General features: G+C 67.6%; 23 protein-coding genes and 1 pseudogene. 15 read left to right on the forward strand and 9 right to left on the reverse strand.

Annotated elements, in window-relative coordinates:
• Positions 1-4 precede the first annotated feature (4 nt).
• Positions 5-574 (forward strand): hypothetical protein, encoded by a 570-nt coding sequence (locus F1C58_RS01170; protein WP_185202233.1) that lies wholly within the window; start codon positions 5-7, stop codon positions 572-574.
• A 117-nt stretch (positions 575-691) separates the two neighbouring features.
• Positions 692-1,159, forward strand: a complete 468-nt coding sequence (locus F1C58_RS01175; protein WP_185202234.1) for an SRPBCC domain-containing protein — start codon at positions 692-694, stop codon at positions 1,157-1,159.
• Positions 1,160-1,305: 146 nt separating this feature from the next.
• On the opposite strand, the gene F1C58_RS01180 is transcribed toward F1C58_RS01175, so the two are convergent.
• Positions 1,306-1,818, reverse strand: coding sequence for a hypothetical protein (locus tag F1C58_RS01180; protein ID WP_185202235.1), 513 nt, complete (start codon positions 1,816-1,818; stop codon positions 1,306-1,308).
• Here F1C58_RS01180 and F1C58_RS01185 point away from each other — a divergent pair.
• From F1C58_RS01185 to F1C58_RS01195, 3 genes are read left to right on the forward strand one after another with little or no spacing between them, the layout of a single operon-like run.
• Positions 1,817-2,071: a hypothetical protein gene (locus F1C58_RS01185; protein WP_185202236.1), complete on the forward strand. Its 255-nt coding sequence runs from the start codon at positions 1,817-1,819 to the stop codon at positions 2,069-2,071. The two genes, F1C58_RS01180 and F1C58_RS01185, sit on opposite strands and share 2 nt — an antisense overlap.
• A 6-nt stretch (positions 2,072-2,077) precedes the next feature.
• Positions 2,078-3,004, forward strand: coding sequence for a pseudouridine-5'-phosphate glycosidase (locus F1C58_RS01190; RefSeq protein WP_185202237.1), 927 nt, complete (start codon positions 2,078-2,080; stop codon positions 3,002-3,004).
• Positions 2,997-3,899 carry a carbohydrate kinase family protein gene (locus F1C58_RS01195; RefSeq protein WP_185202238.1) on the forward strand — a complete coding sequence of 301 codons (903 nt, stop codon included), beginning with the start codon at positions 2,997-2,999 and terminating at the stop codon, positions 3,897-3,899. The genes F1C58_RS01190 and F1C58_RS01195 overlap by 8 nt, the downstream gene beginning before the upstream one ends.
• Here F1C58_RS01195 and F1C58_RS01200 read toward each other — a convergent pair.
• Positions 3,896-5,293 carry a deoxyribodipyrimidine photo-lyase gene (locus F1C58_RS01200; RefSeq protein ID WP_185202239.1) on the reverse strand — a complete coding sequence of 466 codons (1,398 nt, stop codon included), beginning with the start codon at positions 5,291-5,293 and terminating at the stop codon, positions 3,896-3,898. The two genes, F1C58_RS01195 and F1C58_RS01200, sit on opposite strands and share 4 nt — an antisense overlap.
• A gap of 67 nt (positions 5,294-5,360) precedes the next feature.
• Here F1C58_RS01200 and F1C58_RS01205 point away from each other — a divergent pair, with 67 nt between their 5' ends.
• From F1C58_RS01205 to F1C58_RS01225, 5 genes are all read left to right on the forward strand, one after another.
• Positions 5,361-6,287 (forward strand): hypothetical protein, encoded by a 927-nt coding sequence (locus F1C58_RS01205; RefSeq protein ID WP_185202240.1) that lies wholly within the window; start codon positions 5,361-5,363, stop codon positions 6,285-6,287.
• A gap of 272 nt (positions 6,288-6,559) precedes the next feature.
• Positions 6,560-7,639, forward strand: a complete 1,080-nt coding sequence (locus F1C58_RS01210) for a 2-keto-3-deoxygluconate permease (RefSeq protein ID WP_185202241.1) — start codon at positions 6,560-6,562, stop codon at positions 7,637-7,639.
• A 41-nt stretch (positions 7,640-7,680) separates the two neighbouring features.
• Positions 7,681-8,958, forward strand: a complete 1,278-nt coding sequence (locus tag F1C58_RS01215) for a four-carbon acid sugar kinase family protein (RefSeq protein ID WP_185202242.1) — start codon at positions 7,681-7,683, stop codon at positions 8,956-8,958.
• Positions 8,955-9,992, forward strand: a complete 1,038-nt coding sequence (pdxA, locus tag F1C58_RS01220) for a 4-hydroxythreonine-4-phosphate dehydrogenase PdxA (RefSeq protein ID WP_185202243.1) — start codon at positions 8,955-8,957, stop codon at positions 9,990-9,992. Before F1C58_RS01215 ends, pdxA begins: the two co-directional genes overlap by 4 nt.
• A gap of 11 nt (positions 9,993-10,003) precedes the next feature.
• Entirely contained in the window at positions 10,004-10,885 is an 882-nt protein-coding gene (locus tag F1C58_RS01225; protein ID WP_185202244.1) for a GntR family transcriptional regulator, read from the forward strand.
• 26 nt (positions 10,886-10,911) lie between these two features.
• Here F1C58_RS01225 and F1C58_RS01230 read toward each other — a convergent pair whose 3' ends face one another.
• Positions 10,912-11,349 (reverse strand): MarR family winged helix-turn-helix transcriptional regulator, encoded by a 438-nt coding sequence (locus tag F1C58_RS01230; protein ID WP_370543676.1) that lies wholly within the window; start codon positions 11,347-11,349, stop codon positions 10,912-10,914.
• A 379-nt stretch (positions 11,350-11,728) separates the two neighbouring features.
• On the opposite strand from F1C58_RS01230, the gene F1C58_RS01235 reads away from it, so the two are divergent.
• From F1C58_RS01235 to F1C58_RS01245, 3 genes and pseudogenes are all read left to right on the forward strand, one after another.
• Complete coding sequence (locus F1C58_RS01235) at positions 11,729-12,823, forward strand: S-(hydroxymethyl)mycothiol dehydrogenase (protein WP_185202245.1); 1,095 nt, start codon at positions 11,729-11,731, stop codon at positions 12,821-12,823.
• Positions 12,823-13,452 carry an MBL fold metallo-hydrolase gene (locus tag F1C58_RS01240; RefSeq protein ID WP_185202246.1) on the forward strand — a complete coding sequence of 210 codons (630 nt, stop codon included), beginning with the start codon at positions 12,823-12,825 and terminating at the stop codon, positions 13,450-13,452. The genes F1C58_RS01235 and F1C58_RS01240 overlap by 1 nt, the downstream gene beginning before the upstream one ends.
• A gap of 66 nt (positions 13,453-13,518) precedes the next feature.
• A pseudogene (locus tag F1C58_RS01245) lies at positions 13,519-13,760 on the forward strand (hypothetical protein).
• A 28-nt stretch (positions 13,761-13,788) separates the two neighbouring features.
• On the opposite strand, the gene F1C58_RS01250 reads toward F1C58_RS01245, so the two are convergent.
• Together F1C58_RS01250 and F1C58_RS01255 are read right to left on the reverse strand one after the other, a co-directional pair.
• On the reverse strand, positions 13,789-14,661 hold the full coding sequence (locus F1C58_RS01250; RefSeq protein WP_185202247.1) for an ABC transporter permease: 873 nt from the start codon (positions 14,659-14,661) through the stop codon (positions 13,789-13,791).
• Positions 14,661-17,381 carry an alpha/beta fold hydrolase gene (locus F1C58_RS01255; protein WP_219732011.1) on the reverse strand — a complete coding sequence of 907 codons (2,721 nt, stop codon included), beginning with the start codon at positions 17,379-17,381 and terminating at the stop codon, positions 14,661-14,663. The genes F1C58_RS01250 and F1C58_RS01255 overlap by 1 nt, the downstream gene beginning before the upstream one ends.
• 105 nt (positions 17,382-17,486) lie before the next feature.
• On the opposite strand from F1C58_RS01255, the gene F1C58_RS01260 reads away from it, so the two are divergent.
• Entirely contained in the window at positions 17,487-17,789 is a 303-nt protein-coding gene (locus F1C58_RS01260) for a hypothetical protein (protein ID WP_185202248.1), read from the forward strand.
• Positions 17,790-17,793: 4 nt separating this feature from the next.
• Here F1C58_RS01260 and F1C58_RS01265 read toward each other — a convergent pair whose 3' ends face one another.
• On the reverse strand, positions 17,794-18,510 hold the full coding sequence (locus F1C58_RS01265; protein WP_185202249.1) for a winged helix-turn-helix domain-containing protein: 717 nt from the start codon (positions 18,508-18,510) through the stop codon (positions 17,794-17,796).
• A 296-nt stretch (positions 18,511-18,806) separates the two neighbouring features.
• Positions 18,807-19,439 carry a uracil phosphoribosyltransferase gene (gene upp, locus F1C58_RS01270; RefSeq protein WP_185202250.1) on the reverse strand — a complete coding sequence of 211 codons (633 nt, stop codon included), beginning with the start codon at positions 19,437-19,439 and terminating at the stop codon, positions 18,807-18,809.
• Between the two features lie 64 nt (positions 19,440-19,503).
• Here upp and F1C58_RS01275 point away from each other — a divergent pair, with 64 nt between their 5' ends.
• A complete protein-coding gene (locus F1C58_RS01275) occupies positions 19,504-19,938 on the forward strand; it encodes a nucleoside deaminase (protein ID WP_185203922.1) in 435 nt (144 codons plus the stop codon).
• Between the two features lie 106 nt (positions 19,939-20,044).
• On the opposite strand, the gene F1C58_RS01280 is transcribed toward F1C58_RS01275, so the two are convergent.
• Complete coding sequence (locus F1C58_RS01280) at positions 20,045-20,731, reverse strand: glutamine amidotransferase (RefSeq protein WP_185202251.1); 687 nt, start codon at positions 20,729-20,731, stop codon at positions 20,045-20,047.
• Positions 20,732-20,733: 2 nt separating this feature from the next.
• Positions 20,734-21,696: a cation diffusion facilitator family transporter gene (locus F1C58_RS01285; RefSeq protein WP_185202252.1), complete on the reverse strand. Its 963-nt coding sequence runs from the start codon at positions 21,694-21,696 to the stop codon at positions 20,734-20,736.
• Between the last annotated feature and the right edge of the window lie 15 nt (positions 21,697-21,711).

Consider the following 21,711-nt stretch of genomic DNA (forward strand, 5'->3'; position numbering starts at 1 on the left):
CCGGATGCTTCCCTCCCTCGAGGTGGCGATGGTTCTGCCCGGAGCGGTGGGGGTGTGCTGCACGCTCGGCGATCGCGTCATGCGCTCGCCGCTGCGCCGGTCGCGCCTGGATCGGACCTTGGTCGTGGCGCCATCCGTGGTGATGATGCTCGCCATGGGCGACCTGGCGTTCCATGGGCGCTCACCGCTGGTCATGCCGATCGGCTGGATCCTGTTGCTCGTGATCGCGGCGCTGCTGCCGGTCGTGGCGCTGCGTCGGGATTCGGCGGCTCGAACTCCGGTCGGCACGGCGATGGCGGTCCATCGCAGTCTCACCCTGTTGCTGACCGCGACGACCATAGCGGCGATGGGCTCGGGTGCGCCGCTGTCCGGCGCGGCGGGGGGAGGGCATCAGGGCATGGTGATGGCCAATCCTCTCGTCGCGCTGCTGGTGCTCGGGATCGTCGCGGTGGCGGCTCTCACCCTCTGGCTGATCGCACGCCTCTCACGGCGCGTCGGCGGGAGTCGGGTCGCCATGGTGGAGGCCATGAGCATGTTCGGTGGGGTTGTCGTGATGGTCGGGGCCGGTATGTGACGCACAGGCGCGAGTGAACGTAGACCGCCGGCTCGCGGGAGGCAAGCCCTCTCGACAGATCCGGCGGGCTCGGGAATCCTGCTCCATGATGGAGACGATGAGGATGGGTGGTGCCGGATGTCGGTGAACGTACGCGAGATGGCCTGCAGCCCGGAAGACGTCTTCGCGGTGCTCGCGGACGGATGGGTATTCACGACCTGGGTGGTGGGGGCCTCGCGCATGCGAGACGTCGACGAGAACTGGCCCGCCGTCGGTTCTGCCCTGCAGCATTCCTTCGGAGTCTGGCCGGCGCTCATCAATGATGAGACCACGGTGCTCGAATGCGACCCGCCCCGGCACTTGGTGATGCAGCCGAAGGGATGGCCGCTGGGCGAGGCGAAGGTGGTGATCGACGTCAAGGCCCGCGGCAACGGCAGCGTGGTGCGAATCGAGGAATTCGCCGTCGCGGGGCCGGCCTCGTGGATACCGCGCCCCGTGCTCGACTTTGCACTGTATCGGCGGAACGTCGAGACGCTGCAGCGTCTGGCTTTCATCGCCGAAGGCAGGTCGGACGATCGGGCCGTCCGAAGAATGACGAGCGGATGAGCACTGGCGTCGCGGTGATGCACGGCGCCGTGGCCATGGCCGTGACCGTGGCGGTAGCGGTGGCAGGCCGGTGACGTGCGCGCAGACGAAAGCCCCCGAGCGCCGGAGCGACGGGGGCTTTAGTCATGCGGGCTGGCAGCGCGGTGTTAGCGACCCAGGATCGCGCCGAGGTCGACGCTCTGGGTGACCCCATCGATGATTCCCGTGGTGTCGACGAGGTCGCTCACGGAGTTGCTCGCCGAGTTGCCGTTGCCGCTGCCGTTGGCGACAGGGGTGTCATTGCCCGAGGCGACCGGAGCGGTGACCGGAGCGCTGATCGGCGCGGAGACGGAGTTGCCAGACGCGACCGGCGCGGTGACATCGTTGCCCGAAGCCACGGCGTTGCCGCTCAGCACATCGCCCACCTGAGGGGCGACGACGACGGGGGACTCGTTCGACAGGTTGCCGACGGTCGCGCCATTGGCGATGTTGTCCAGCGCGTCGTTGAGGCTGCTGAGGCTGGTCGCGCTCCAGAGGCTCGTCGTGGAGTTCGACGACTCGGTGGAGGTCGAGTCGTGCGAGGTGCTCGCCATGGCGGGGCCAGCGGCCCCGATGGCGAGAGCCGCGGCGGCAGCGATACCGGCGGTGGCGAACATGGTCTTCTTCGTGAATGCGTTCATGATGATGAACTCCTCTATCGAATCGGTGGACCGGATATTTCCCGGCCGCAGTGGTGATCCGGCACCACCATCGAAACGGATTGTCGACGTCGTCGCGCGGCCCGTTTTCGCGCAACATCCCGACTTCTTACTGAGACTTGCTGGGAGCACGCTGGCCCGTGGTCGCGGCGATCGGGTCGTCGGCAAGCTGTCAAGCTCCGTAAACGCTGAGAGCGTCGACGCGCGGGTCGTGATATCCGCGCCGATAGTCTGAAGGCCTATGACAACCGCATCCGCCAGCCCTGCGTTCACCGTCTCAGCCGAAGTCGCCGATGCCCTCGAGAACGGGCGTCCCGTTGTGGCGCTCGAGTCCACGATCATCTCCCATGGGCTTCCGCGACCGCGTAACCACGAAGCGGCGAAGGAGTTCGAGCAGATCCTGCGGGATGCCGGGGTGACCCCGGCGACCATCGCGGTGCTCGACGGGGTGCCGCAGATCGGCTTGGATGCCGAGGGCGTGCGCCGCATCGCCGAAGAGGACCTCACCAAGGCGAGTGTGCGGGATCTTCCCGTGCTCGCCGCCTCCGGGGCCTCCGGGGCGACCACCGTCGCTGCGACCGCACACCTCGCCGCTCTGGCCGGAGTGCGCGTCTTCGCCACCGGGGGTCTCGGCGGGGTGCACCGCGGAGCCAGCACCACCTTCGACGAGTCGGCCGACCTCTCAACGCTCGCCGTCACCCCGGTCACTGTGGTGAGTGCCGGCGTGAAGTCGGTGCTCGACATCGCCGCGACCCTCGAGCGGCTCGAGACGCTCAGCGTGCCGGTTGTCGGCTACCGCACCACCATCTTCCCGAGCTTCTGGCTCACCGAGTCGGCCCACACGATCAACTGGTCGGTCGACTCCGCCGCCCAGGTCGCCGCGATCATGCGCAGCCAGGATGCCCTCGGTCACGGCCAGGGGATCGTGGTCGCCAATCCGATCCCACGCGAGCAGCAGTGGGATCCCACCGAGCACGACCGGGTGCTGGTCGAGGCCCTCGCCGCCGCCGATGAGGCCGGAATGCACGGCAAGGCCGTGACGCCCTTCCTCCTCGGGTATATCGTCGACGCCTCGGACGGCCGCAGCCTCGAGGTCAACCTCGATCTCGCCCGCAACAACGTGCGCCTGGCCGCGCAGATCGCGATCGAATGGTCGGCGCTTGTCTGATCTCCTCTCCAACTCTCGCCGGATCATCGTGTTCGGCGATGTGGTGGACGACGTGGTGGTGGTGCCGGACGGCGCCATTCGCGACGACACAGACACACCGGCGTCCATCCGCAATCGGGCGGGCGGATCCGCGGCGAACGCGGCAGCGTGGATGGGCTCGCTCGGGGCATCCGTCGACTTCATCGGCCTGGTGGGCAAGGACGACGTCCCACGGCACAGCGCACTCCTCGCCGACAGCGGCGTCACCCCGCATCTCTCGGGGCACGACGAGCTGCCGACGGGCGCCATCATCGTGATCGTCGCGGGGGAGCGTCGCACCATGCTCACCGAGAAGGGGGCCAACGCGGCGCTGTCTCCGGACTCCGTGCCCAACCGCCTACTCGCCGGTGCCGCTGTGCTGCACTTCACCGGCTACAGCGTGTTCTCCCAGTCCGACCAGGCCGCGCTGCGCGGCCTGCTTCAGCGCGCGAGTGCGCTGGGCGTGCGGGTGTCGGTCGATCCCGCCTCCGCGGGCTTCATCTCCGATTTCGGTGTCGACCGGTTCCTCGACACCATCGACGGCGCCCACCTGTTCTTCCCGAACCTCGAGGAGGGCAGGGTGCTCACGGGCCTGGACGATCCGATCGAGATCGCCGAGCGGCTCGGCGAACGTTTCGAGATCGTCGCGCTCACCCTCGACACTGCCGGTGTCGTGGTGGCCGAACGCGGCATGCCGACGACGATGGTCGCTGCCATCCCCGTGACCGTGGTCGATCCGATCGGGGCGGGGGATGCATTCGCTGCCGGATTCCTCGCGGCCTGGGTGTCCGGAGCCGGGGCGATGGCCGCGGCGGCGGCGGGCGCGCGCGCCGGAGCCCTCGCCGTGGCGACGATAGGCGGGCGTCCGCGGAGCTAGCCGGAGTCTCCCGCCCGTTTCACCACCTCGTACGCGGCGAGCGCGAGGTCTCGCGACTTCTTCAGATCGACGATCGGCTGCGGGTAGTCATCGGTTCCGAGCTCCGGCAGGTACCGGCGCTGGTAGGTCCCGTCGCGATCGAACTTCTCCGCCTGGAGCAGGGGATTGAAGATGCGGAAGTATGGAGCGGCATCCGCCCCGGATCCGGCGACCCATTGCCAGTTGCCCGGGTTGCTGGCTTCGTCGGCGTCGACCAGGGTGTCCCAGAACCACTGTTCGCCGATGCGCCAGTCCACGAGCAGGTTCTTGATGAGGAAGGATGCCACGACCATGCGCACCCGGTTGTGCATGTAGCCGGTCTGCCAGAGTTCGCGCATTCCCGCGTCGACGAAGGGGATGCCCGTGCGGCCCTGTTGCCAGGCCTCGAGGTCACGCGGGTCGGGAGCCTGCCAGGGGAAAGAGTCGAAGTCGGCACGGAAGTTCTTCTCGTGCAGGTCTGGCGCGTGGAAGAGGATGTTCCAGTTGAACTCGCGCCAGCCGATCTCGCTGAGGAACTTCGGGGCGTTGCGACGGCCTGCGGCGTCGAGCTCGCCGCGCTGGGTGCGCTGCCAGACCTGGAACGGACTGACCTCTCCGAACCGCAGGTAGGGCGAGAGGCGGGAGGTCGCCTCGCCGCCCGGGGCATCCCGGGCGGTGTCATAGTGGGCGAGGTCGTGGGCGGCGAAGTGTTCGAGCTGGGCGAGGGCACCCTTCTCGCCGGGCGTCCAGGCCTCCCTGATGCCGCCGGCCCAGTCCGGCCGGGTCGGCAGCAGGCCCCAGTCGCCCACGGAATCGCTGTCGACGCCTTCCACCCCGTCGAGGGACGAGGGTTCGGGCAATGGCTCCCGCGGAGGGGCTGCGGCGAGGCAGGCCTTCCAGAACGGGGTGAACACGCGAAACGGGGTACCCGATCCGGTCGTCACCGTCCACGGCTCGTGCAGCAGGTTCGCCTGGAAGCTCTGCACGGTGAGACCGGCGTCACGAAGGCTCGACTTGAGGGCGGCATCCACCTCCCGCTGCGGGCCGCCGTAGCGGCGGTTCCAAAAGACGGCTCCGGCTGCGATGTCCGACACCAGGCGAGGCAATTCGACGGCGGCGGCTCCCCGACGAAGCACGAAGCTCGCTCCGATCTCGCGCACGGAGGCCGCGAGAGCCTCGAGACTGTGATGCAGCCACCATCGGCTGGCCGAACCGAGGGGACGGATGCCGCGACTCTGCTCGTCAAGCAGGTAGAGCACCACGACCGGCGCTCCCCTCTGCGCCGCTGCGGTGAGGGCGGGATTGTCGGCGAGCCGGAGGTCATCCCTCAGCCAGACGATCGTCGGTGGGGTGGCGGGATCTCGCGGCGGTGTCATGATCTCCACAGTACGAGATGCCGGGGGGCGAGTCGGTGTTCGACTACGGTGTGCAGGAGGGGGTGTCATGACGACGATGCCGACACCGGGCGAACACCCCGGCGCGTCGACGAGCGCGTCGGATCAGGCGCGCCTCCGTCGCGACAAGGTGCGTGTCGCGGTGCTCGTCTGGCAGCTCTGCGAGCAGCACGGCATCCGGGCGCTCACCGCCGGCGGCACCATCTTCGCCCAGCTCGGGCTGGTCTCTCCGCGGGTTTCGCCGACCGCGACCGTGATCGTGGAGCCGATCCACCAGCTCCACCTCATCCTCGCCCTCGAGGGCGTCGGTTGGTCACGAAGCTCCCCCGGCCAGACCAAAGGCTTCCTCCCGCCGGTGTTCGTGCGTCTCGTCCATCCCGCTGTGATCTGCCCGGTAGACGTGTACGACATCTTCCCGGGGTTCTACGTGCCGCCGGCGGAGGCCTTCGAGCAGTTGTGGGCGAGAAGGGTCGAGCTTGCGATGGGGGGCATCGGCGTACCGTCCCTCGACCGGGTGAGCACCATGCTCGTCGCCGGTCACGACCAGCTCGGTGCCCTCGCGCGCGATCGTCGTGCCGTATCGCACATCGACTACTTCGTCTCGATGTTCCGCAACAGCCTCACCCTGGAGGAGCAGGATGCGGTGGTCGCGCTCGTAGACGCGGTGGACGGCCACGAGCCGCTTCGGCCCTTCCTCACCGCGATCGGCCGCGCGCACAGGGAGATCACCCTCCCCTCAGAGATCTACTGCCAAGTGCGGCTCGTCGTGGACCGGGTTAGCGACCCGATCATCTTCGCGGTGGCCCTCTTCGAGTCGCCGCCCGGCCACCGGGGAGGGCCTTTCTGGAGCATCACGAGACGGTATCCCACCAGAGTCATCCGGGCTCTGGTCGCGGCTCCGCGGTCGATCGCCATCATCGTCGGGTCGAGGGCTCGGCAGCGGCGGCAGCTGGAGGCGCGATCCGCGCACGAGTAGGTGCGGCGCCCCCGTGGGACATTCACCGGCTGTGCTGACGGACCCGGGCGCATCATGGCTGGCGGTAGTCAGCGAATGGCCTCCGTGCTTCCCGACGTCGGGAATCGAGGCACCCCTGACGGCGTCGCTCACGTCTTTAACCGGTCGAAAGTGATGCCGCAGGGTTGACTCCCCGACCGCTCTCTGCCTAATGTGTAGGTACATCGTGTACGTATTCATCAGAGTGTAGACACTTCGCGGGCACCGCAGCCCCAGACTCGAGGAGATTCGCCATGGCAGCCGAATCGCAGTTCAGATCGCACGTCCCGCTGTTCGACGGGATGAACCGGATTCCCGGCGGGCTCATGCTCATCCCGCTGATCGTTGGATCCATCGTCGGCACCTTCGCCCCGGGCTTCCTCGGCCTCGGGAACTTCACGACGGCGCTATTCCGTGACAGTGCACTTCCCCTCATCGGCGTCCTGATCTTCGCAACGGGGATGCAGATCACCCTGCGTACCTCCGGGCCGGTGCTCGCGACTTCCGGTGTGCTCCTGCTGACGAAGTCGATCATTCCCGCCGGTCTGGTCGTGCTCCTCGGTCAGTTCGTCGGCAAGGAAGGAATTCTCGGCGTATCGATCCTGGCGTTGCTGGTGAGTATGGATAACAGCAATGGCGGTATTTGGCTGGCGTTCACGGGCAAGTACGGGCGAAAGCAGGATCGGGGTGCGTACATCGCCTCGGCGGTGAATGACGGTCCGTTCTTCTCACTGTTGTTCCTCGGGGTGGCCGGTCTCGCCGACATCCCCTTCACCCTCCTGCTCGCCGCAGTGATCCCGCTCTTGCTCGGCGTGATCATCGGAAACCTCGACGCCAGGTGGACCGAAGTCATGCGCCCGATCCCGAACATGGTCATCCCCTTCTTCGCGTTCGCGCTTGGCACGGGCATCAACCTCGGCAACGTCGTCACCGGTGGTCTCACCGGCATCGTCGTCGGCATAGTCGGCACCCTCTTCACGGGCACGCTCGCCTACTTCGGCTTCCGCTTCCTTCTGCGTCGCGGTAAGGAATCGGGCATCGGTATCGCCGCCGCCACGACCGCTGGGAATGCCATCGCCACTCCCGCCATCGTCGGAATGGCCGACCCGAGCTTTGCCCCGTTCGTCGAGGTCGCCACGGCGCAGGTGGCGGCCGCTGTGCTCGTGTCGGCCGTACTCGCGCCGCTGCTGGCTGGCTGGGTCCTCAAGCGCGAGGGGGGTATGAAGGTCATCGCCGCCGACCTCGCCACAGAGGAGGCCGAGAGCGACCAACGCGATCGCGCCGTCGCCGCAGCGACACCCGACGCCCATCCCCGCGGCAATGGATTCTCTTGATGCGTACGACTCCCGTCGTGTCTGTGCCGCAGAATGAGGCCGTGACCTCGCTTTCTGCCGGAATCGTTGCTGACGACCTCACCGGGGCTGGCGACTCCGCAGTTCAGTTCTCCTCCCTCGGCTGGCAGACGCGGCTCTCGCTCGGCGATCCCTCCGGGATCACGGCGACACCCGGATCGGTAGTCGCGGTGGTCACGGACTCCCGTGCCATGCAAGCGGACGCGGCGCGAGTCTGCACCGCAGACGCCGTGAGAGCCCTGATGGGTGCGGGCATCGACCGTCTCTTCGTCAAGATCGACTCAACCATGCGCGGCTCGGTCGATAGCCAGGTGCGTGGCGCCCTCGATGCCTGGACGAATCGGCATCCCGACTGCATCGCCGTCGTCTGCCCCGCCTATCCGGGGATGGGGCGAACAGTGGAGAGCGGCCTCCTCCTCGTGGACGGCGCGGGGGTCGAGACGACTTCCGTCGGCCGTGACCCGGTAACCCCTGTGGTCACGAGTGCACTCGCCGAGCTTCTTCCCGGCGCCGTCGCCGTGCAGCGCGCGAAGGGGGAGGCCTCGCAGCTGGCCCTTCTCATCTCCTCCGTCGAAGCGCGCGTGGTCACCGTCGACGCGTCGACCGATGCTGACCTCGCCCTGCTCGCCGAGGCCATCGAGCTGTTGGGGGCGCGGGCAGTTCCGGTCGGCTCGGCCGGCCTTGCTACCCAGCTGTCGAAGGTGTGGAGAAGGGGAGAGGCGGATGCAGACCGCGCGGTGGCGTCGGCCTCGCGGGCATGCGCCGGTCCGGCCGTTGTCGTGATCAGCTCGCTGCATGATGTCTCTCGGGCCCAGCACGCGCACCTGCTCGAAACCTCACGCGGCGTGCTCTCCCTCACCCCGGGACTCGAGGACATACTCAGCCCCGACGGCGATGACGGCATGAGGGCGTGGATTCAGTCGAACGTGAGCCGCGAAACGTCTGCTGCGGTAGTCGTTATCCTCAGCCCACCCGCCCAGGCGAAACAGTCGGAACTCGCTCCGGTGCGCATCGCGGCGGCGCTCGCCGCGATCACCGACGCCGTCGTGACCCGCATCGGTGCCGGATCGCTTGTGCTGATGGGCGGCGAAGGCGCCCGCGCGGTGCTCGGCCGTTTCGATGCCGAATCCCTGATCGTCACCCGCGCGATCGGGGAGGGCACCCCTGTCTCCGTCATCGACGGGGGGCGCCTGCACGGTCTCACTGTCGTGACCAAGGCGGGCGGATTCGGCTCGACATCCGCTCTCACAGATCTTCTTCCCGAACTGCTCGAACAATCAACGCAAGGAGCATCGTCATGACTCTTCCCCGCCTCGCCCTCACCCTCGGAGACGTCGCCGGAATCGGCCCCGAGATCACCGCGAAGACCCTTCTCGGGCACGATGACCTCCGCTCCAAGTGCATCCCCGTCGTGATCGGCGATGAAGCGGCCATGCGTCGAGGTGTCGTCAATGTGGGCGGTGACCCCGAAAAGGTCGTCGTCATCAACGCGGTCTCCGAGGCGCTCAATCTCCCGGGCACGATCGAACTCATCCAGACCGGCCCTTCTCTCGCAGATGTTGCGCTCGGCGAACTCAGCCCGGTCGCCGGCGACGGCTCCTACCGCTTCGTCGTCGAGGCCTGCCGGCTTGCTCGCGAAGGGCAGGTCGACGGTATCGTCACAGCGCCCCTGAATAAGGCGGCAATGCACGCCGGCGGGCACAACTGGCCCGGGCACACGGAACTGCTTGCCCATGAGTTCGGTGTGCAGAACTTCTCACTTGTGCTCTCGGCAGGCGAGCTGTATTTCTTCCACCTCACCACTCACGTGTCGATGCGCACCGCAATCGAGAACATCACGGTGGAACGGACCCTCAACGTGCTCGAGCTCGCTGGTGCCTTCGCGAAGTCGATGGGGACCCCGGATGAGCTCATCGGCCTGGCAGGACTGAATCCACATGCCGGTGAGAATCGGCTCTTCGGTGACGAAGACGCCGACATCCTGGCCCCCGCCGTCGCCACCGCTCGCGAACGCGGACTCAACGCCGTCGGCCCCCTGCCCGGGGACGCACTCATCCCCGCGGCCGTCCGGGGCAAATACAAGCTCGTCGTCGTCTGCTACCACGACCAGGGGCACGCCCCCTTCAAGGCTGTCTACGGGGACGACGGGGTGAACATCACCGTCGGGCTCCCGGTAGTGCGTGTATCGGTCGACCACGGAACGGCATTCGACATCGCGGGCAAGGGAATCGCCCGCGAGGCCAGTCTTGTACTGTCGTTGGAGCGAGCAGCTCAGCTGGCGCCCGGGTGGGACCACGTCTGGCGCACCGCGCAGAAGATGGACGTTCCCGCCTAAGGAGTGTGTGCATGTGGCTTGACGAGCTCGCGGATGACGCGGTCGACCCGACTCGCAAATTGCCGCTGCACGCGCAGTTGAGCGCTGTGCTGCGATCTCGCATCACCGATGGATCGCTGCCTGCCGGTTCGATGCTGCCGACCGAGGCGGAGCTCTCGGAGAAGTTCGGGATCTCCCGCTCTGTCGTTCGTCAAGCGCTGCTCGCCCTCACGGGCGACGGCCTGGTCTTGCGCGGACGCGGACGCGGCAGTGTCGTCGCCCCGCTCGGGGAGCACCACCGCCTGGTTCAGCGGATGTCTGGACTCTCGACGCAACTCGACGAAGTCACTACCGATGTGCTGTCCCTCTCCCCTGAGCGGGACGCCCTCGCAGAGTCAACGCTCGGAGTCCGCGATGTCGTCGCTTTGCGCCGTCTGCGGTCAGCCGCCGGCTCACCAATCGCGCTCATCCACACGTGGCTGCCCGCTGCCCTTGCGCTGTCGCCGCAGGAGCTCACCAACGCATCGCTGCATTCACTGCTGCGACGTAAGCACGGAATATCGATCCTGACGGGCCGACGGCAGGTACGCGCGGTCGCAGCGTCCCCGTCCCAAGCGGGAAGCCTGCAGGTGCCGGTTGGGTCGCCGTTGCTGCTTCTCGAAGGCACCAGCTTCGATGCGGCGGGCCTCCCGGTCGAGATGTTCCGCACCTGGCATCGGGCCGACAAGGTCGTGTTCGACCTCGATGTGGTTAAAAGCGATATCGCGGAGCCTTCGCCGATGAAAGGTTCTCCCCAGCCCCAGCCCCAGCCCCAGCCCCAGCCCCAGCAGGGCACGGCGTCGAATCTGGGCGTCGCCGACCGCGCCCGCGCGCTAGCGCACGAACTCCAGGCTCTCGCCGAGGAATTGGGTTAGCACGCACCCGGCATTTCCCCGGGCGATCAACCAGCGGAGAGCCTCAGCCGGTCGCACAGCTCGGTGAGTGTCTCGAGCTCCGTCACGCTGAGGCTGCCACCGACCCGCTCGGCGATGGATTCGATGTGGCTGCGCGCCACCCGCCGGAAGAGATCGAATCCGGCCGGGGTGAGAGCAACGTTCACCCCGCGCGCATCATCCTGGTCGTGGGTCTTCGCGAGGAGTCCGCGCGCGGTCAGCCGATCGACGAGACGGCTCACACTCGGCTGGGTGAGCAGCAGGTGGCGGTTGAGATCTTTCATGCGCAACTGCTGGCCCGGCTGGCGGGACAGGTTGAACAACACGTCGTACTCGTTGAGCGAGAGCTCCCCGCTGGGGAACTCTGCGTTCAGGTAGCGCATCACCGACACCTGGGCCCGGAACAGGGCTTCCCAGGCGGTGACCGCTGTCGTCTTGTCGCTCACGGGTCTCCTCTCAACCCGAGTGCAACTCTACGGAAGCGCAGAGCCGATGATGGGGAGGCGGAGGCGCGAATCGGGCCTTAAACAGGATTGAGGGTCGGTTTCAGAGGCGAGAAACCGACCCTCTCCCTTGCACCAAGAGTGTCCTGCAATCACATTCCGCAGAAGCTGCCACAGCAAACAACTTCTGCTCTTGAACTGTATAACAGCGCGGTAACGAAGCGCTAGTTATCGAACCGTTATTTTTCTGGGAGATTGCCAAGTCGCCCCGCTGCCTGCCGGTCGCGGCGCCGATCACTCGGCGCCCCGCGAACTCGAATCCCCCGGCGGGTAGGGTGCAATGGATCGCCGCGCCACACGCAGCCCCCGAAGGAGTCCTCTCGTGCCCACAACAGTGACCGGAGTCATTGCCCGATCCCCGGGTGCGCCCGTCGAACTCGTCGGCATCATCGTCCCCGATCCCGGGCCGGGCGAAGCCGTCGTCGACATCGAGACCTGCGGGGTGTGCCACACCGACTACCACTACCGCGAGGGCGGAATCAGCGACGACTTCCCCTTCCTGCTCGGACACGAGGCCGCCGGCACGGTCAGCGCCATCGGTGAGGGTGTCACGAACGTGAAGGTGGGCGATTTCGTCGTGCTCAACTGGCGCGCGGTCTGCGGCGAGTGCCGCGCGTGCGTGCGCGCCGAACCCTGGTACTGCTTCAACACCTTCAATGCGAGCCAGAAGATGACCCTCGAGGACGGCACCGAGCTCAGCCCGGCGCTGGGCATCGGTGCGTTCGCCGAGAAGACCCTCGTGCATGCGAAACAGTGCACGAAGGTGAACCCGCAAGCCGATGCCGCCGCGGTCGGCCTGCTCGGCTGCGGAATCATGGCCGGCCTCGGCGCCGCCATGAACACCGGCAATGTCGGACGCGGTGACTCGGTAGCCGTGATCGGCTGCGGCGGTGTCGGCACCGCCGCGATCGTCGGTGCACGACTGGCCGGCGCGAGCACCATCATCGGCATCGACCGCGATCCCCAGAAGCTCGTCACGGCGCAGAGACTCGGTGCAACCCGGGTGATCGACTCGAGCGGGCTCGACGAGAGCGGCGTCGTCGCCGCGGTGCAGGCGCTCACCGACGGCTTCGGCGCCGATGTCGTGATCGACGCCGTCGGGCGCCCCGAGACGTGGCGCCAGGCGTTCTACGCCCGCGATCTGGCCGGCACCGTCGTGCTGGTCGGCGTGCCCACCCCCGACATGATGCTCGAGATCCCCCTGCTCGACGTGTTCGGTCGCGGCGGCTCTCTCAAGTCCAGCTGGTACGGCGACTGCCTGCCCGAACGCGATTTCCCCATGCTCACCGAGCTCTTCCTTCAGGGCCGCCTGCCGCTCGATGAATTCGTTACCGAGCGCATCGGCATCCGGGATATCGAGCGGGCCTTCACCACGATGGCCAGCGGCGACGTGCTGCGCTCCGTGGTGGTGATGTAGTGGCCGCTCACATCGAGAACCTGGTGACGAGCGGCACCTTCAGCCTCGACGGGGGCACCTGGGAGGTCGACAACAACGTCTGGATCGTCGGAGACGACACGGAGTGCATCGTCATCGATGCTGCCCATGATGCCGGCGCGATCCTCGCGGCACTCGGTCAGCGCACGCTGAAAGCCATCGTGCTCACTCACGCTCATGACGACCACATCGACGCGGTGGCTGCGGTGCGGTCCGCCACGGGCGCCCCGGTTCTGCTCAACGCCGGTGACCGGATGCTCTGGGATGTGGTCTACCCCGATATCGCTCCGAGCGCGGGCCTGGTCGACGGCCAGCTCATCAGTATCGCCGGAGTCGAACTCGAGGTCTTGCAGACCCCGGGGCACTCGCCCGGCGCGGTCTGTTTCTTCGCTCCGCAGCTCGGCGCGGTCTTCAGCGGCGACACCCTGTTCAAGGGTGGGCCGGGGGCGACCGGCCGCTCCTACAGCGACTTCGGCACGATCATCGAGTCGATCTCCACGAAACTGCTCACCCTCCCGCCCGACACCGTTGTGCTCACCGGGCATGGTGAATCGACCACGATCGGCGCGGAGGCGCCCCAACTCGAGGAGTGGATCGCGCGCGGCCACTGAGGTCGGCTCCGGCGCACTGGGCGACCGCCCTGGCCGGGACGAGCAGAGGCCTGCTACCGTGGCGCGATGGACACCGCCAATCCCGCGCTGCCGGCGAGGGACTTCGCGGAGAGCGCCGCGTTCTACGCCCTCCTCGGCTTCGAAGCGGCCTTCCGCAGCGACTCCTGGATGATCCTGCGCCGGGGCACCGTGCACCTCGAGTTCTTCCCCCACCCCGACTCTCTCCACCGCGCCTCGACCCATCCGGTCTGACCATCGCCGCCCTCATCGACCCGGACGGAACCCTGCTGCACCTGGTGCAGAACTGAGGTCTTCCGCCTAGGTGCCCTCGCTAGCTCAGCTCGAGATGTTCTTGCGCCGGAACCACCAGACCGCGACCGTGGTGAAGATGAGCGCGTAGATGAGCGCGGAGAGCACCGAGTCGACGACGGGTCCGTAGTCGATGCGCGCCGCGAAGAACTCGCGGAAGGCGTCGGTGTTCCAGGTCGGCAGATAGTTGCGCACGATGCCGAGATCGGGGATGCGTTCGAGGATGCTCGACAGGATCGACGTGATCACCACCCCACCCGCCGCCGCGAGCGGCGCCTCCGCCAGCACCGTGAACATCGTGCCGAGCGCGGCAGCCCACGATAGGTGGAGGCAGATGACCGCCACGGCGGCGAGGATTCGCAGAAGCGACTCCCCCATGCCCAGCTGGGGCCCGACCGGGATCTGGATGCCCCCGCTGCCGTAGGAGATCGTGCCGACCAGCAGCGACATCCCGGTGAGCAGGAGGATGCCGACCACGAGCACCGTCGACGCCACGAGCACTTTGACGAACAGCAGGCGGGTTCGGCCGACCGGGATGGTGAGGAGGTACTTGAGAGTCGACCGGGATGCCTCGCCTGCGATCATGTCGCCGAACAGAAGCGCGACGACGAGCGTCAGAAGGAAACCCGCGGTGATCACGAGAATGAAGGCCGTGAAGGTCGTGCCACTGGCCTGCGCGAACGCCGCGAGATCCGTGCGCCCGGCCGCGGGCCCACCCGCTCCGCCGATGAGGAAGGCGAGCCGCACGACGATGGGCAGTACGCCGAAGATGATGAGCACCACCCGCACGCGCCACTGACTGATCTGCCGGGAGAACTCGACTCGGATCGGCAGGGTGCGCCTCAGTGTGTCGGCGCTCTCCCGAATGGGTCCGGGAGTCCAGGGTGCAGTCAGGGCCATCAGACGATCCCTTCGGAGCCGACCATCGCGAGGAACGTCTCCTCGAGATGCCGGCCGCGCGTGACGGAGCGGATGCCGACACCGGCAGCGGCGATCGCGGCGACGACGGACTCGGCGCTGTGCTGCGAGGGAACCACGCGGAGGGTGCCCCCGGCGAGGATCGAGGCCTCCACCCCGTCGAGCCCGAGCAGCGCGGTGACGGCGGCGTCGACATCCGTCACTTCGAGAGTGAGCTCGTTGTTCTCGCCGGCCAGCTCGGCGACGGGGCCGGCGGCGATGAGGCGCCCGCGCGCCATCACCACGACGTCGGAGCAGGTCTGTTCGACCTCGCCGAGAAGGTGCGACGACACGATCACCGTGCGGCCGGTCTCCGCGTAGCGACGGAGCACTCCGCGGAGAGCAAAGATCTGGGGCGGATCGAGTCCGTTGGTCGGCTCGTCGAGGATGAGGAGTTCGGGCATCCCGAGCATCGCCTGCGCGATCGCGAGCCGCTGTTTCATGCCCTGGCTGTAGCCGCCCACGCGTCGATTGACCGCGGTGCCGAGGTCGGCGATCGCGAGGGCCTCATCGAGTCGGGCCTCGGAGCGGGGGCGCCCCGAGGCCGCCCAGAAGAGCTGGAGGTTTCGGCGGCCGGAGAGGTGGGAGAGAAAGCCGGGGCCTTCGATGAAACAGCCGACCCTGGTGAGCACGCGGGAGCCCGGCGACACCCTCTCGCCGAAGATCTCGATCTCGCCGGCGTCCGGCCGCAGCAGTCCGGTGACCATGCGAAGCGCGGTCGTCTTGCCCGCCCCGTTCGGCCCGAGCAGACCGAGCACCTGGCCGCGTTCGACGGTGAACGTGAGGTCGTCGACCGCGCGGAATCCGGCGCGATAGTCCTTGGTGAGTCCGCGGATGACGAGCGGCGGCGCGTCCTCCGCTCGCGACCCAGCGGTCACTGGAGTGGGCACGGCCCGATCCCGACGCCGATCGGCCAGAGCCGCGATCACCGCGAGGATCAGCCCAAGCAGCACCACGATCGGGATGCCGATGAGGGCCGCCGTCGACGGAGCGCCGCCGCCGACGGCGGGAGCGGTCGCGGCGACGGTCGGCAGCGAGAGCGTGCCCTCGGTGTTGACCACGAAGGACGCGGCGGCCGGGGAGCCCTGGTAGCCCGCATCCGTCGTGCGCAGCGAGATCGCGACCGTGTCGCCTTTCTCGAATTGCCAGGTCGTGGCGGGAAGGCGCACCTGCACCCGGGTCGCCGAACCGTCCGCGGGGAGGGACACGTGGATCGGCGCGACCCCACCGCCGACGGCCAGGTCGGAGCCCCCCGACGAGACCCTCAGCTGGGCGAAGAGCAGCACCTCGACCGGGGCGGCGGCGGGCACGGGATCCCGATCCCGGAAACGGGGGAGCCGCACATCCACGGTCACAGTGGGAGAGCCGGCGAGCACGAAGGGGGCGCTGATCGCTCCGGTGGAGAATTTCGCCTGTTGCGCCGGCTGCACCGCCGTGCCGGCGATGCCACTGCCGATGCCGCCGACGACCGAGTCGACCGAGCCGATGCCGGGAAGCGAAGAGATCGTCGCAGGCAGGCCTCCGGGCGGATTGATGACGATGCCGAACCGACCCTTCAGCGGCAGCGTCCTCGTGCTGGTGCCATCGAGCCCGGGGTAGCGTGCCGCCACGCGGGTCTCGGCGAAGCCGCGGGCCGAGGCGGGCACCGTGAATGAGAAGGTCTCCGAAGCGGAGCGGGAGGATGACCCGCCCCGCAGGTGGGCGGAAAGCCATTCGTCGACGGCAGAAGTGGTGCCGGCGATCTGTCCCCCGTCGTGCCCTCCCGCGAACCAGGAGACCTGGACCTCTGCGCCCGCAGCCGCGATCTGGCGCGCATTCGCATCCGCCTGGTCGAAGCCGAAGAGCGTGTCCTGTCTGCCCTGCAGCAGCAGGGTTGGCGCGGTCATCCCGCTGAGAACCGAGGCGGGGGAGGATGCCTCGAGCAGCGTGCGATCGGTGGCATCGAGCTGCCCGCCGGCCACGAGCTTGGTGTAGAGCGTGCAGAGCTCGGCGGTGAACCTCCCGCAGGCTCCTTCGAAGGGTGACGCGGCGGCACCGAAGAGCTGGGTGGCCCACGCCTGCTTGAACACCCCGGGCGCCGCGCTGTCCGCCTGCGGAACGAGAGCCTGCGCGAGGTCGTTCCAGGTGATGGCCGCGACCACCGTGTCGACACGGGGGTCCGTGGCACCGAGCATCAGGGCGAGCGCGCCGCCGTAAGACGCGCCGACCACACCGACCACCGGGTCGCCGTTGCGCTTCTCGACCTCGGGACGGCTGGCGAGCACATCGACCAGTCGCTTCGCGTCGGCGACCTCGTAGTCGAGCGCGTCGAGCGAGATCCGGCCGCCGGAGCGGCCGAAGCCCCGGGCGGAGTAGGCCATCACGACGTAGCCTTCGCGGCGTAGGCGCTCCGCATCTTTGGCGAGGGAGCGTTTGGACCCACCGAACCCGTGAGCCAGAAGCACTGCGGGGGAGGGGCGCGATGCCGCGGGCAGATACAGGTCGACGTCGATGCCGACAGTCGCGGTCGACCCTGGTGCTGACGGCACGGCGACCTTGAAGCTCTCTGATGCACCTTTCGGCTGCGCTGCCGCCGCGACGGGCACGGCCCCGCCGATCGAGAGGATGAAAAGCAGCGCCGCTCCGATCGCCATTCGCCACCCGCGGGAGTGGGATCGGCTCATGGATTCGTCCTTCGGACATCGGGTGACGACGAAAAACTGAGCATACGTGATCACGCTCGAGATTGGGCTTGCAGTCTGTTTACCTTCATGCGCGACAATGAGGCCATGTCCAAGAAAATCGATGCATCGCTGAAGGACCTCATCAAGGCCCTGCGCAAGCACGCTGAGGCCGTTGGCGGCAGCCGTGTCTCCCTCAAGAAGTCACAGCGGGCGGCGGCGAAACTGCAGTCCACCGCCTCGGCCTACGCGGCGGCGGTGTACGCCAAGACCGGTCTGGACAGCCCGTTCAACGACGTCACGAGTCCCGGGCTCGAGAACGTGACGCTCAATTCCCTGCTCGCCGAGCGCGACGCCCTGGCCAGCCACTCGAAGAAGACCGAATCGGACGCCGCGTCACCCGCGCTCTGAACCCTTAGAACAGATCCGGGCTCGGGGTGCTGGTGTGGCGGATGGATACATCCGCGTGCCGATCGAAACGGTAGCCGACGCCGCGCACGGTGCGCACGATGTCTTCATACGATCCGAGCTTCGAACGCAGGCGCCGCACGTGTACGTCGATCGTGCGCTCGTTGGGGGCGTCGTCGTCACCAGCGGACCACAGTGACGAGATGAGTTCGGCCCGATCGATGGTGCGTCCCTCGCGCAGCACGAGGTACTGCAGCAGCTCGAACTCCTTGTAGGTGAGGGCGGCGGTCTCGTCATCCAGCACGACACGCTTACGGGACAGGTCGACCACGACGCCGCCACGCGGCTTCTCCTCCTCGGGCTGCTGGCGGTGCTTCGCCAGGGCAGAAGGGTCTTGCAGTGCGAGCCGGACTACCTCGACGTCACGACCGCCGGCGCCCTGAGGGGCGAGGGCGACCGCCGCATAGGTCTCCGAGGCTGGCACGAGTTGCTTGGTGAGGGCTCGCAACGCCTCGACTATCGATCCGAGGTCGGTTCCGGCGGCGGCGGCCTTCAGTTCGTCGACGCCGACGTACAGCACGAAGCCACGGGCCTCTGTGCCTCCGGGAACGGCCCGGATGCGCGCGGGCGCCTCGGTGGGCGGAGTGCTTTCGGGTGCGGGCTCGACCGGCGCGAGGCGACGGGCGGTGGAGGGGCGAACGCGATCGATGGTTGCAAGAGACATGTGTCGAGAATCCTTGAGAGGGGTGAAGGGCCTCTAATGATGAGGGTGTGATCCTTCGGGATACTTCAGGTGGTGCGGTGCAGGATGCCGCTCGTTATGAGGGGCGGACACCCGGGGACTCTCGACTCGTCACGAGTGGAATCCGACTCAGGAGTGGACCGTTAGGCACACATTCGACACAGCACGCTCTGCGTTCCGGATGCCGCGGGGGCGATCGGAGCAGGCGTGGAAACAGTCATGACACAACTATCTTGCAGCCGCCGGCATAAAGTCAAGCCAGCGCGCAGGATCCGCGCCTAGACCAGCCCGTAGAGGCGATCTCCTGCGTCTCCGAGCCCGGGGACGATGTATCCCACCTCGTTGAGCTTCTCGTCGACGGCGCCGAGCACGATGGTCACCTCGCGACCTTCCATCGCTGCCTCGACGGCGGCGAGACCTTCGGGAGCCGCGATGAGGCAGACGGCCGTGACATCCACCGCACCGCGGGCGAGCAGGAAGTCGATGGCCGCGATGAGGGAACCCCCGGTGGCCAGCATCGGATCGAGCACGAAGCATTGCCGGTTGGACAGATCGTCGGGCAGGCGTTCGGCGTAGGTGGTGGGCTGCAGCGTCTCTTCGTCGCGCACCATCCCGAGGAAGCCGACCTCGGCCGTGGGGATGAGCTTGACCATGCCTTCGAGCATGCCGAGTCCGGCGCGGAGGATCGGCACGACGAGGGGGCGCGGCTGGCTGATGGCGAGGCCGGTGGCGGTGGCCACGGGTGTCTGCACGGTGACGGTCTCCACTCGCACGTTGCGGGTCGCCTCATAGGCCAGCAGTGTCATCAGCTCTTCCGCCAGGGCGCGAAAGGTCGGCGAGGGCGTGTTCTTGTCACGCAGCACGGTGAGCTTGTGAGTGATGAGCGGGTGGTCGGCTACGTGGACTCGCATAGGCTCAATCTAGCCGAGAGGAGGGGGCGAGTTGACAGTCGTACCGCCGCTCTACGCCCAGCGGATGCTCGAGGCCGTCGCGAGCGCGAAGCTGGCCCTCGGGCACGCCGATGTTCCTGTTGCCGCCCTTGTGCTCGACGCCTCCGGCACCGTGATCGGGGCGGGACGCAATGAGCGCGAGCTTCGCCAGGACCCGACTGCTCACGCCGAGATCCTCGCGCTGCGGGCCGCCGCGGCAGCCACCGGCGACTGGCATCTCACCGACACGACCCTCGTCGTCACCCTCGAGCCCTGCGCGATGTGTGCCGGGGCAATTCTGGCCGCGAGGGTGCCCGTCGTGGTCTTCGGTGCCTGGGACGCCAAGGCCGGTGCGGCCGGCTCCGTCTACGACCTGCTGCGAGACCGGCGGATGCCGCACCGCGTAGAGGTCTACGCGGGTGTCGAGGAGGCGGAGTGTGCCGCCCTGCTGCTCGACTTCTTCGGGAAGCGGCGCGGCTGAGCGAGGCCGCACGCGATTGAACGGCGTTCACGTCCTCGCGCGCCGGGCTCCCGATGATAGGCGACGACAGGGATACAAGACGGCCAGAAGGTGGCCAGAAGCCCCGCTAGAGTGCCCCGAGCCATTCGCTGAACATCGCGACGGACGCCGCCTCCATCGCGGGTCCGTTGGCGATGGCGTCCCGCCGCAGGTCGTCGGGCTCGATGTCCAGCGCTGCGAGTTCGTCGAGACCGCCGGTGATCCACGCCTCATACATGTCGGCCGTGAGTTCGGGGTGGAATTGCACGGCGAGTGCGTAGTCCCCGAGCGCGAAGGCCTCGTTGCTGTAGGCCCCGGAGCTGGCCAGCCGGATGGCCCCGCTCGGAAGTCCGAAGGTGTCGCTGTGCCACTGCATCATCGGCACGCCGGCGACGTGGCGAAGCGGCGAGTCGAGCCCGGCCTCGGTCGGGGTCACCTCGCGGAAGCCGATCTCCACGGTCTTGCCCCGGCGCACGGTCTCCCCGAGTGCCTCCGCGATGAGCTGAGCCCCCAGGCAGATGCCGAGGGTCGGTCGCTCGGCGGCGAGCCGGTCGCGCAGGTAGTCGAGTTCGCCGACGAGGAAGGGGTTCGCCTCTTTCTCGTAGACGCCCATGTCGCCGCCGAGCACGACGACGAGGTCGGGATCCGGGTGGTCGACGGGCGATTCCACCGTGACATCCACGTAGCGGACGTCGTAGCCGTGACCGATGAGCACCGCTTCCAGATTGCCGAGGTGGGCGATGTCCAGGTGTCGAAGCACCAGCGCGACAGGCATGGTCAGTCCGCCGCTCTGATGATGATGGCCTCGGTCGAGGGATTGCCCTCGCCTGGTGCGACATAGACATCGGGCTCGATGTAGATCACCCGGGCGATGGGAACCTCGGCGCGCACCCGCGCCTCGAGATTGTTGATCGCGGCGGCGACCTCGGCCAGTTTCATCTTGGTGGGGAACGCGACCTTCGCCGCGACCAGCAGCTCATCCGGTCCGAGGTAGAGCGTCTTCATGTGGATGAGGGACTCGACGTCCGAGTCGGCGTTGATCGCATCGCGAATGCGCACGGTGTCGTCGGCTGACGCGCCCTCGCCCACCAGCAGGCTCTTGGTCTCGATGCCGAGCACGATAGCCACGAGCACGAGCAGCACCCCGATGAAGATGGTGCCGATGGCATCCCACACCCCGTCGCCGGTGATGATCGTCAGCACAACGCCGACGAGGGCGAACAACAGTCCCGTGAGGGCGGCGACGTCCTCGAGCAGCACTACCGGCAGCTCCGGTGCCTTGGCGTGCCGGATGAACGCGAACCAACTGTCCTTGCCTCGAATGTGGTTGGACTCCCGCACGGCGGTGCGCAGCGAGAAGCCTTCGAGCAGCATCGCGATGAGCAGCACCGCGATGGGGATCCAGGCATTCTCGAGCGGATGCGGGTGCTGGATCTTGTTGATGCCCTCGTACAGCGAGAAGACCCCTCCGACGCTGAACAGGATGATCGAGACCACGAAGGCGTAGACGTAGCGCTCGCGTCCGAAGCCGAACGGATGCTCGGCATCCGCCTGCTTCTTCGCGACCGAACCACCGCGCAGGAGCAGAAGCTGGTTGCCGGTGTCGGCGAGCGAATGCACGCCCTCGCCGAGCATCGAGCTCGACCCGGAAACTCCCCACGCGATGAACTTGGCCACGGCGATGCCGAGGTTCGCGGACATCGCCGCGATGATCGCGCGTTTGCTGCCTTCGGTGCTCATGCGGTCAATCCTAGG

Origin of the sequence: Glaciihabitans sp. INWT7, from assembly GCF_014217685.1 — a bacterium.
In the GTDB taxonomy this organism is placed as follows: domain Bacteria; phylum Actinomycetota; class Actinomycetes; order Actinomycetales; family Microbacteriaceae; genus Lacisediminihabitans.

Coding starts and splice junctions, on each gene's coding strand:
- F1C58_RS01185 (WP_185202236.1), top strand. CDS start 1,817: ATGATGATGAACTCCTCTATCGAATCGGTGGACCGGATATTTCCCGGC.
- F1C58_RS01280 (WP_185202251.1), bottom strand. CDS start 20,731: ATGCCTGTCGCGCTGGTGCTTCGACACCTGGACATCGCCCACCTCGGC.
- F1C58_RS01250 (WP_185202247.1), bottom strand. CDS start 14,661: ATGGCCCTGACTGCACCCTGGACTCCCGGACCCATTCGGGAGAGCGCC.
- F1C58_RS01255 (WP_219732011.1), bottom strand. CDS start 17,381: ATGAGCCGATCCCACTCCCGCGGGTGGCGAATGGCGATCGGAGCGGCG.
- F1C58_RS01180 (WP_185202235.1), bottom strand. CDS start 1,818: ATGAACGCATTCACGAAGAAGACCATGTTCGCCACCGCCGGTATCGCT.
- upp (WP_185202250.1), bottom strand. CDS start 19,439: ATGCGAGTCCACGTAGCCGACCACCCGCTCATCACTCACAAGCTCACC.
- F1C58_RS01170 (WP_185202233.1), top strand. CDS start 5: ATGCTTCCCTCCCTCGAGGTGGCGATGGTTCTGCCCGGAGCGGTGGGG.
- F1C58_RS01175 (WP_185202234.1), top strand. CDS start 692: ATGTCGGTGAACGTACGCGAGATGGCCTGCAGCCCGGAAGACGTCTTC.
- F1C58_RS01265 (WP_185202249.1), bottom strand. CDS start 18,510: ATGTCTCTTGCAACCATCGATCGCGTTCGCCCCTCCACCGCCCGTCGC.
- pdxA (WP_185202243.1), top strand. CDS start 8,955: ATGACTCTTCCCCGCCTCGCCCTCACCCTCGGAGACGTCGCCGGAATC.
- F1C58_RS01285 (WP_185202252.1), bottom strand. CDS start 21,696: ATGAGCACCGAAGGCAGCAAACGCGCGATCATCGCGGCGATGTCCGCG.
- F1C58_RS01205 (WP_185202240.1), top strand. CDS start 5,361: ATGACGACGATGCCGACACCGGGCGAACACCCCGGCGCGTCGACGAGC.
- F1C58_RS01275 (WP_185203922.1), top strand. CDS start 19,504: ATGCTCGAGGCCGTCGCGAGCGCGAAGCTGGCCCTCGGGCACGCCGAT.
- F1C58_RS01225 (WP_185202244.1), top strand. CDS start 10,004: ATGTGGCTTGACGAGCTCGCGGATGACGCGGTCGACCCGACTCGCAAA.
- F1C58_RS01210 (WP_185202241.1), top strand. CDS start 6,560: ATGGCAGCCGAATCGCAGTTCAGATCGCACGTCCCGCTGTTCGACGGG.
- F1C58_RS01200 (WP_185202239.1), bottom strand. CDS start 5,293: ATGACACCGCCGCGAGATCCCGCCACCCCACCGACGATCGTCTGGCTG.
- F1C58_RS01260 (WP_185202248.1), top strand. CDS start 17,487: ATGTCCAAGAAAATCGATGCATCGCTGAAGGACCTCATCAAGGCCCTG.
- F1C58_RS01190 (WP_185202237.1), top strand. CDS start 2,078: ATGACAACCGCATCCGCCAGCCCTGCGTTCACCGTCTCAGCCGAAGTC.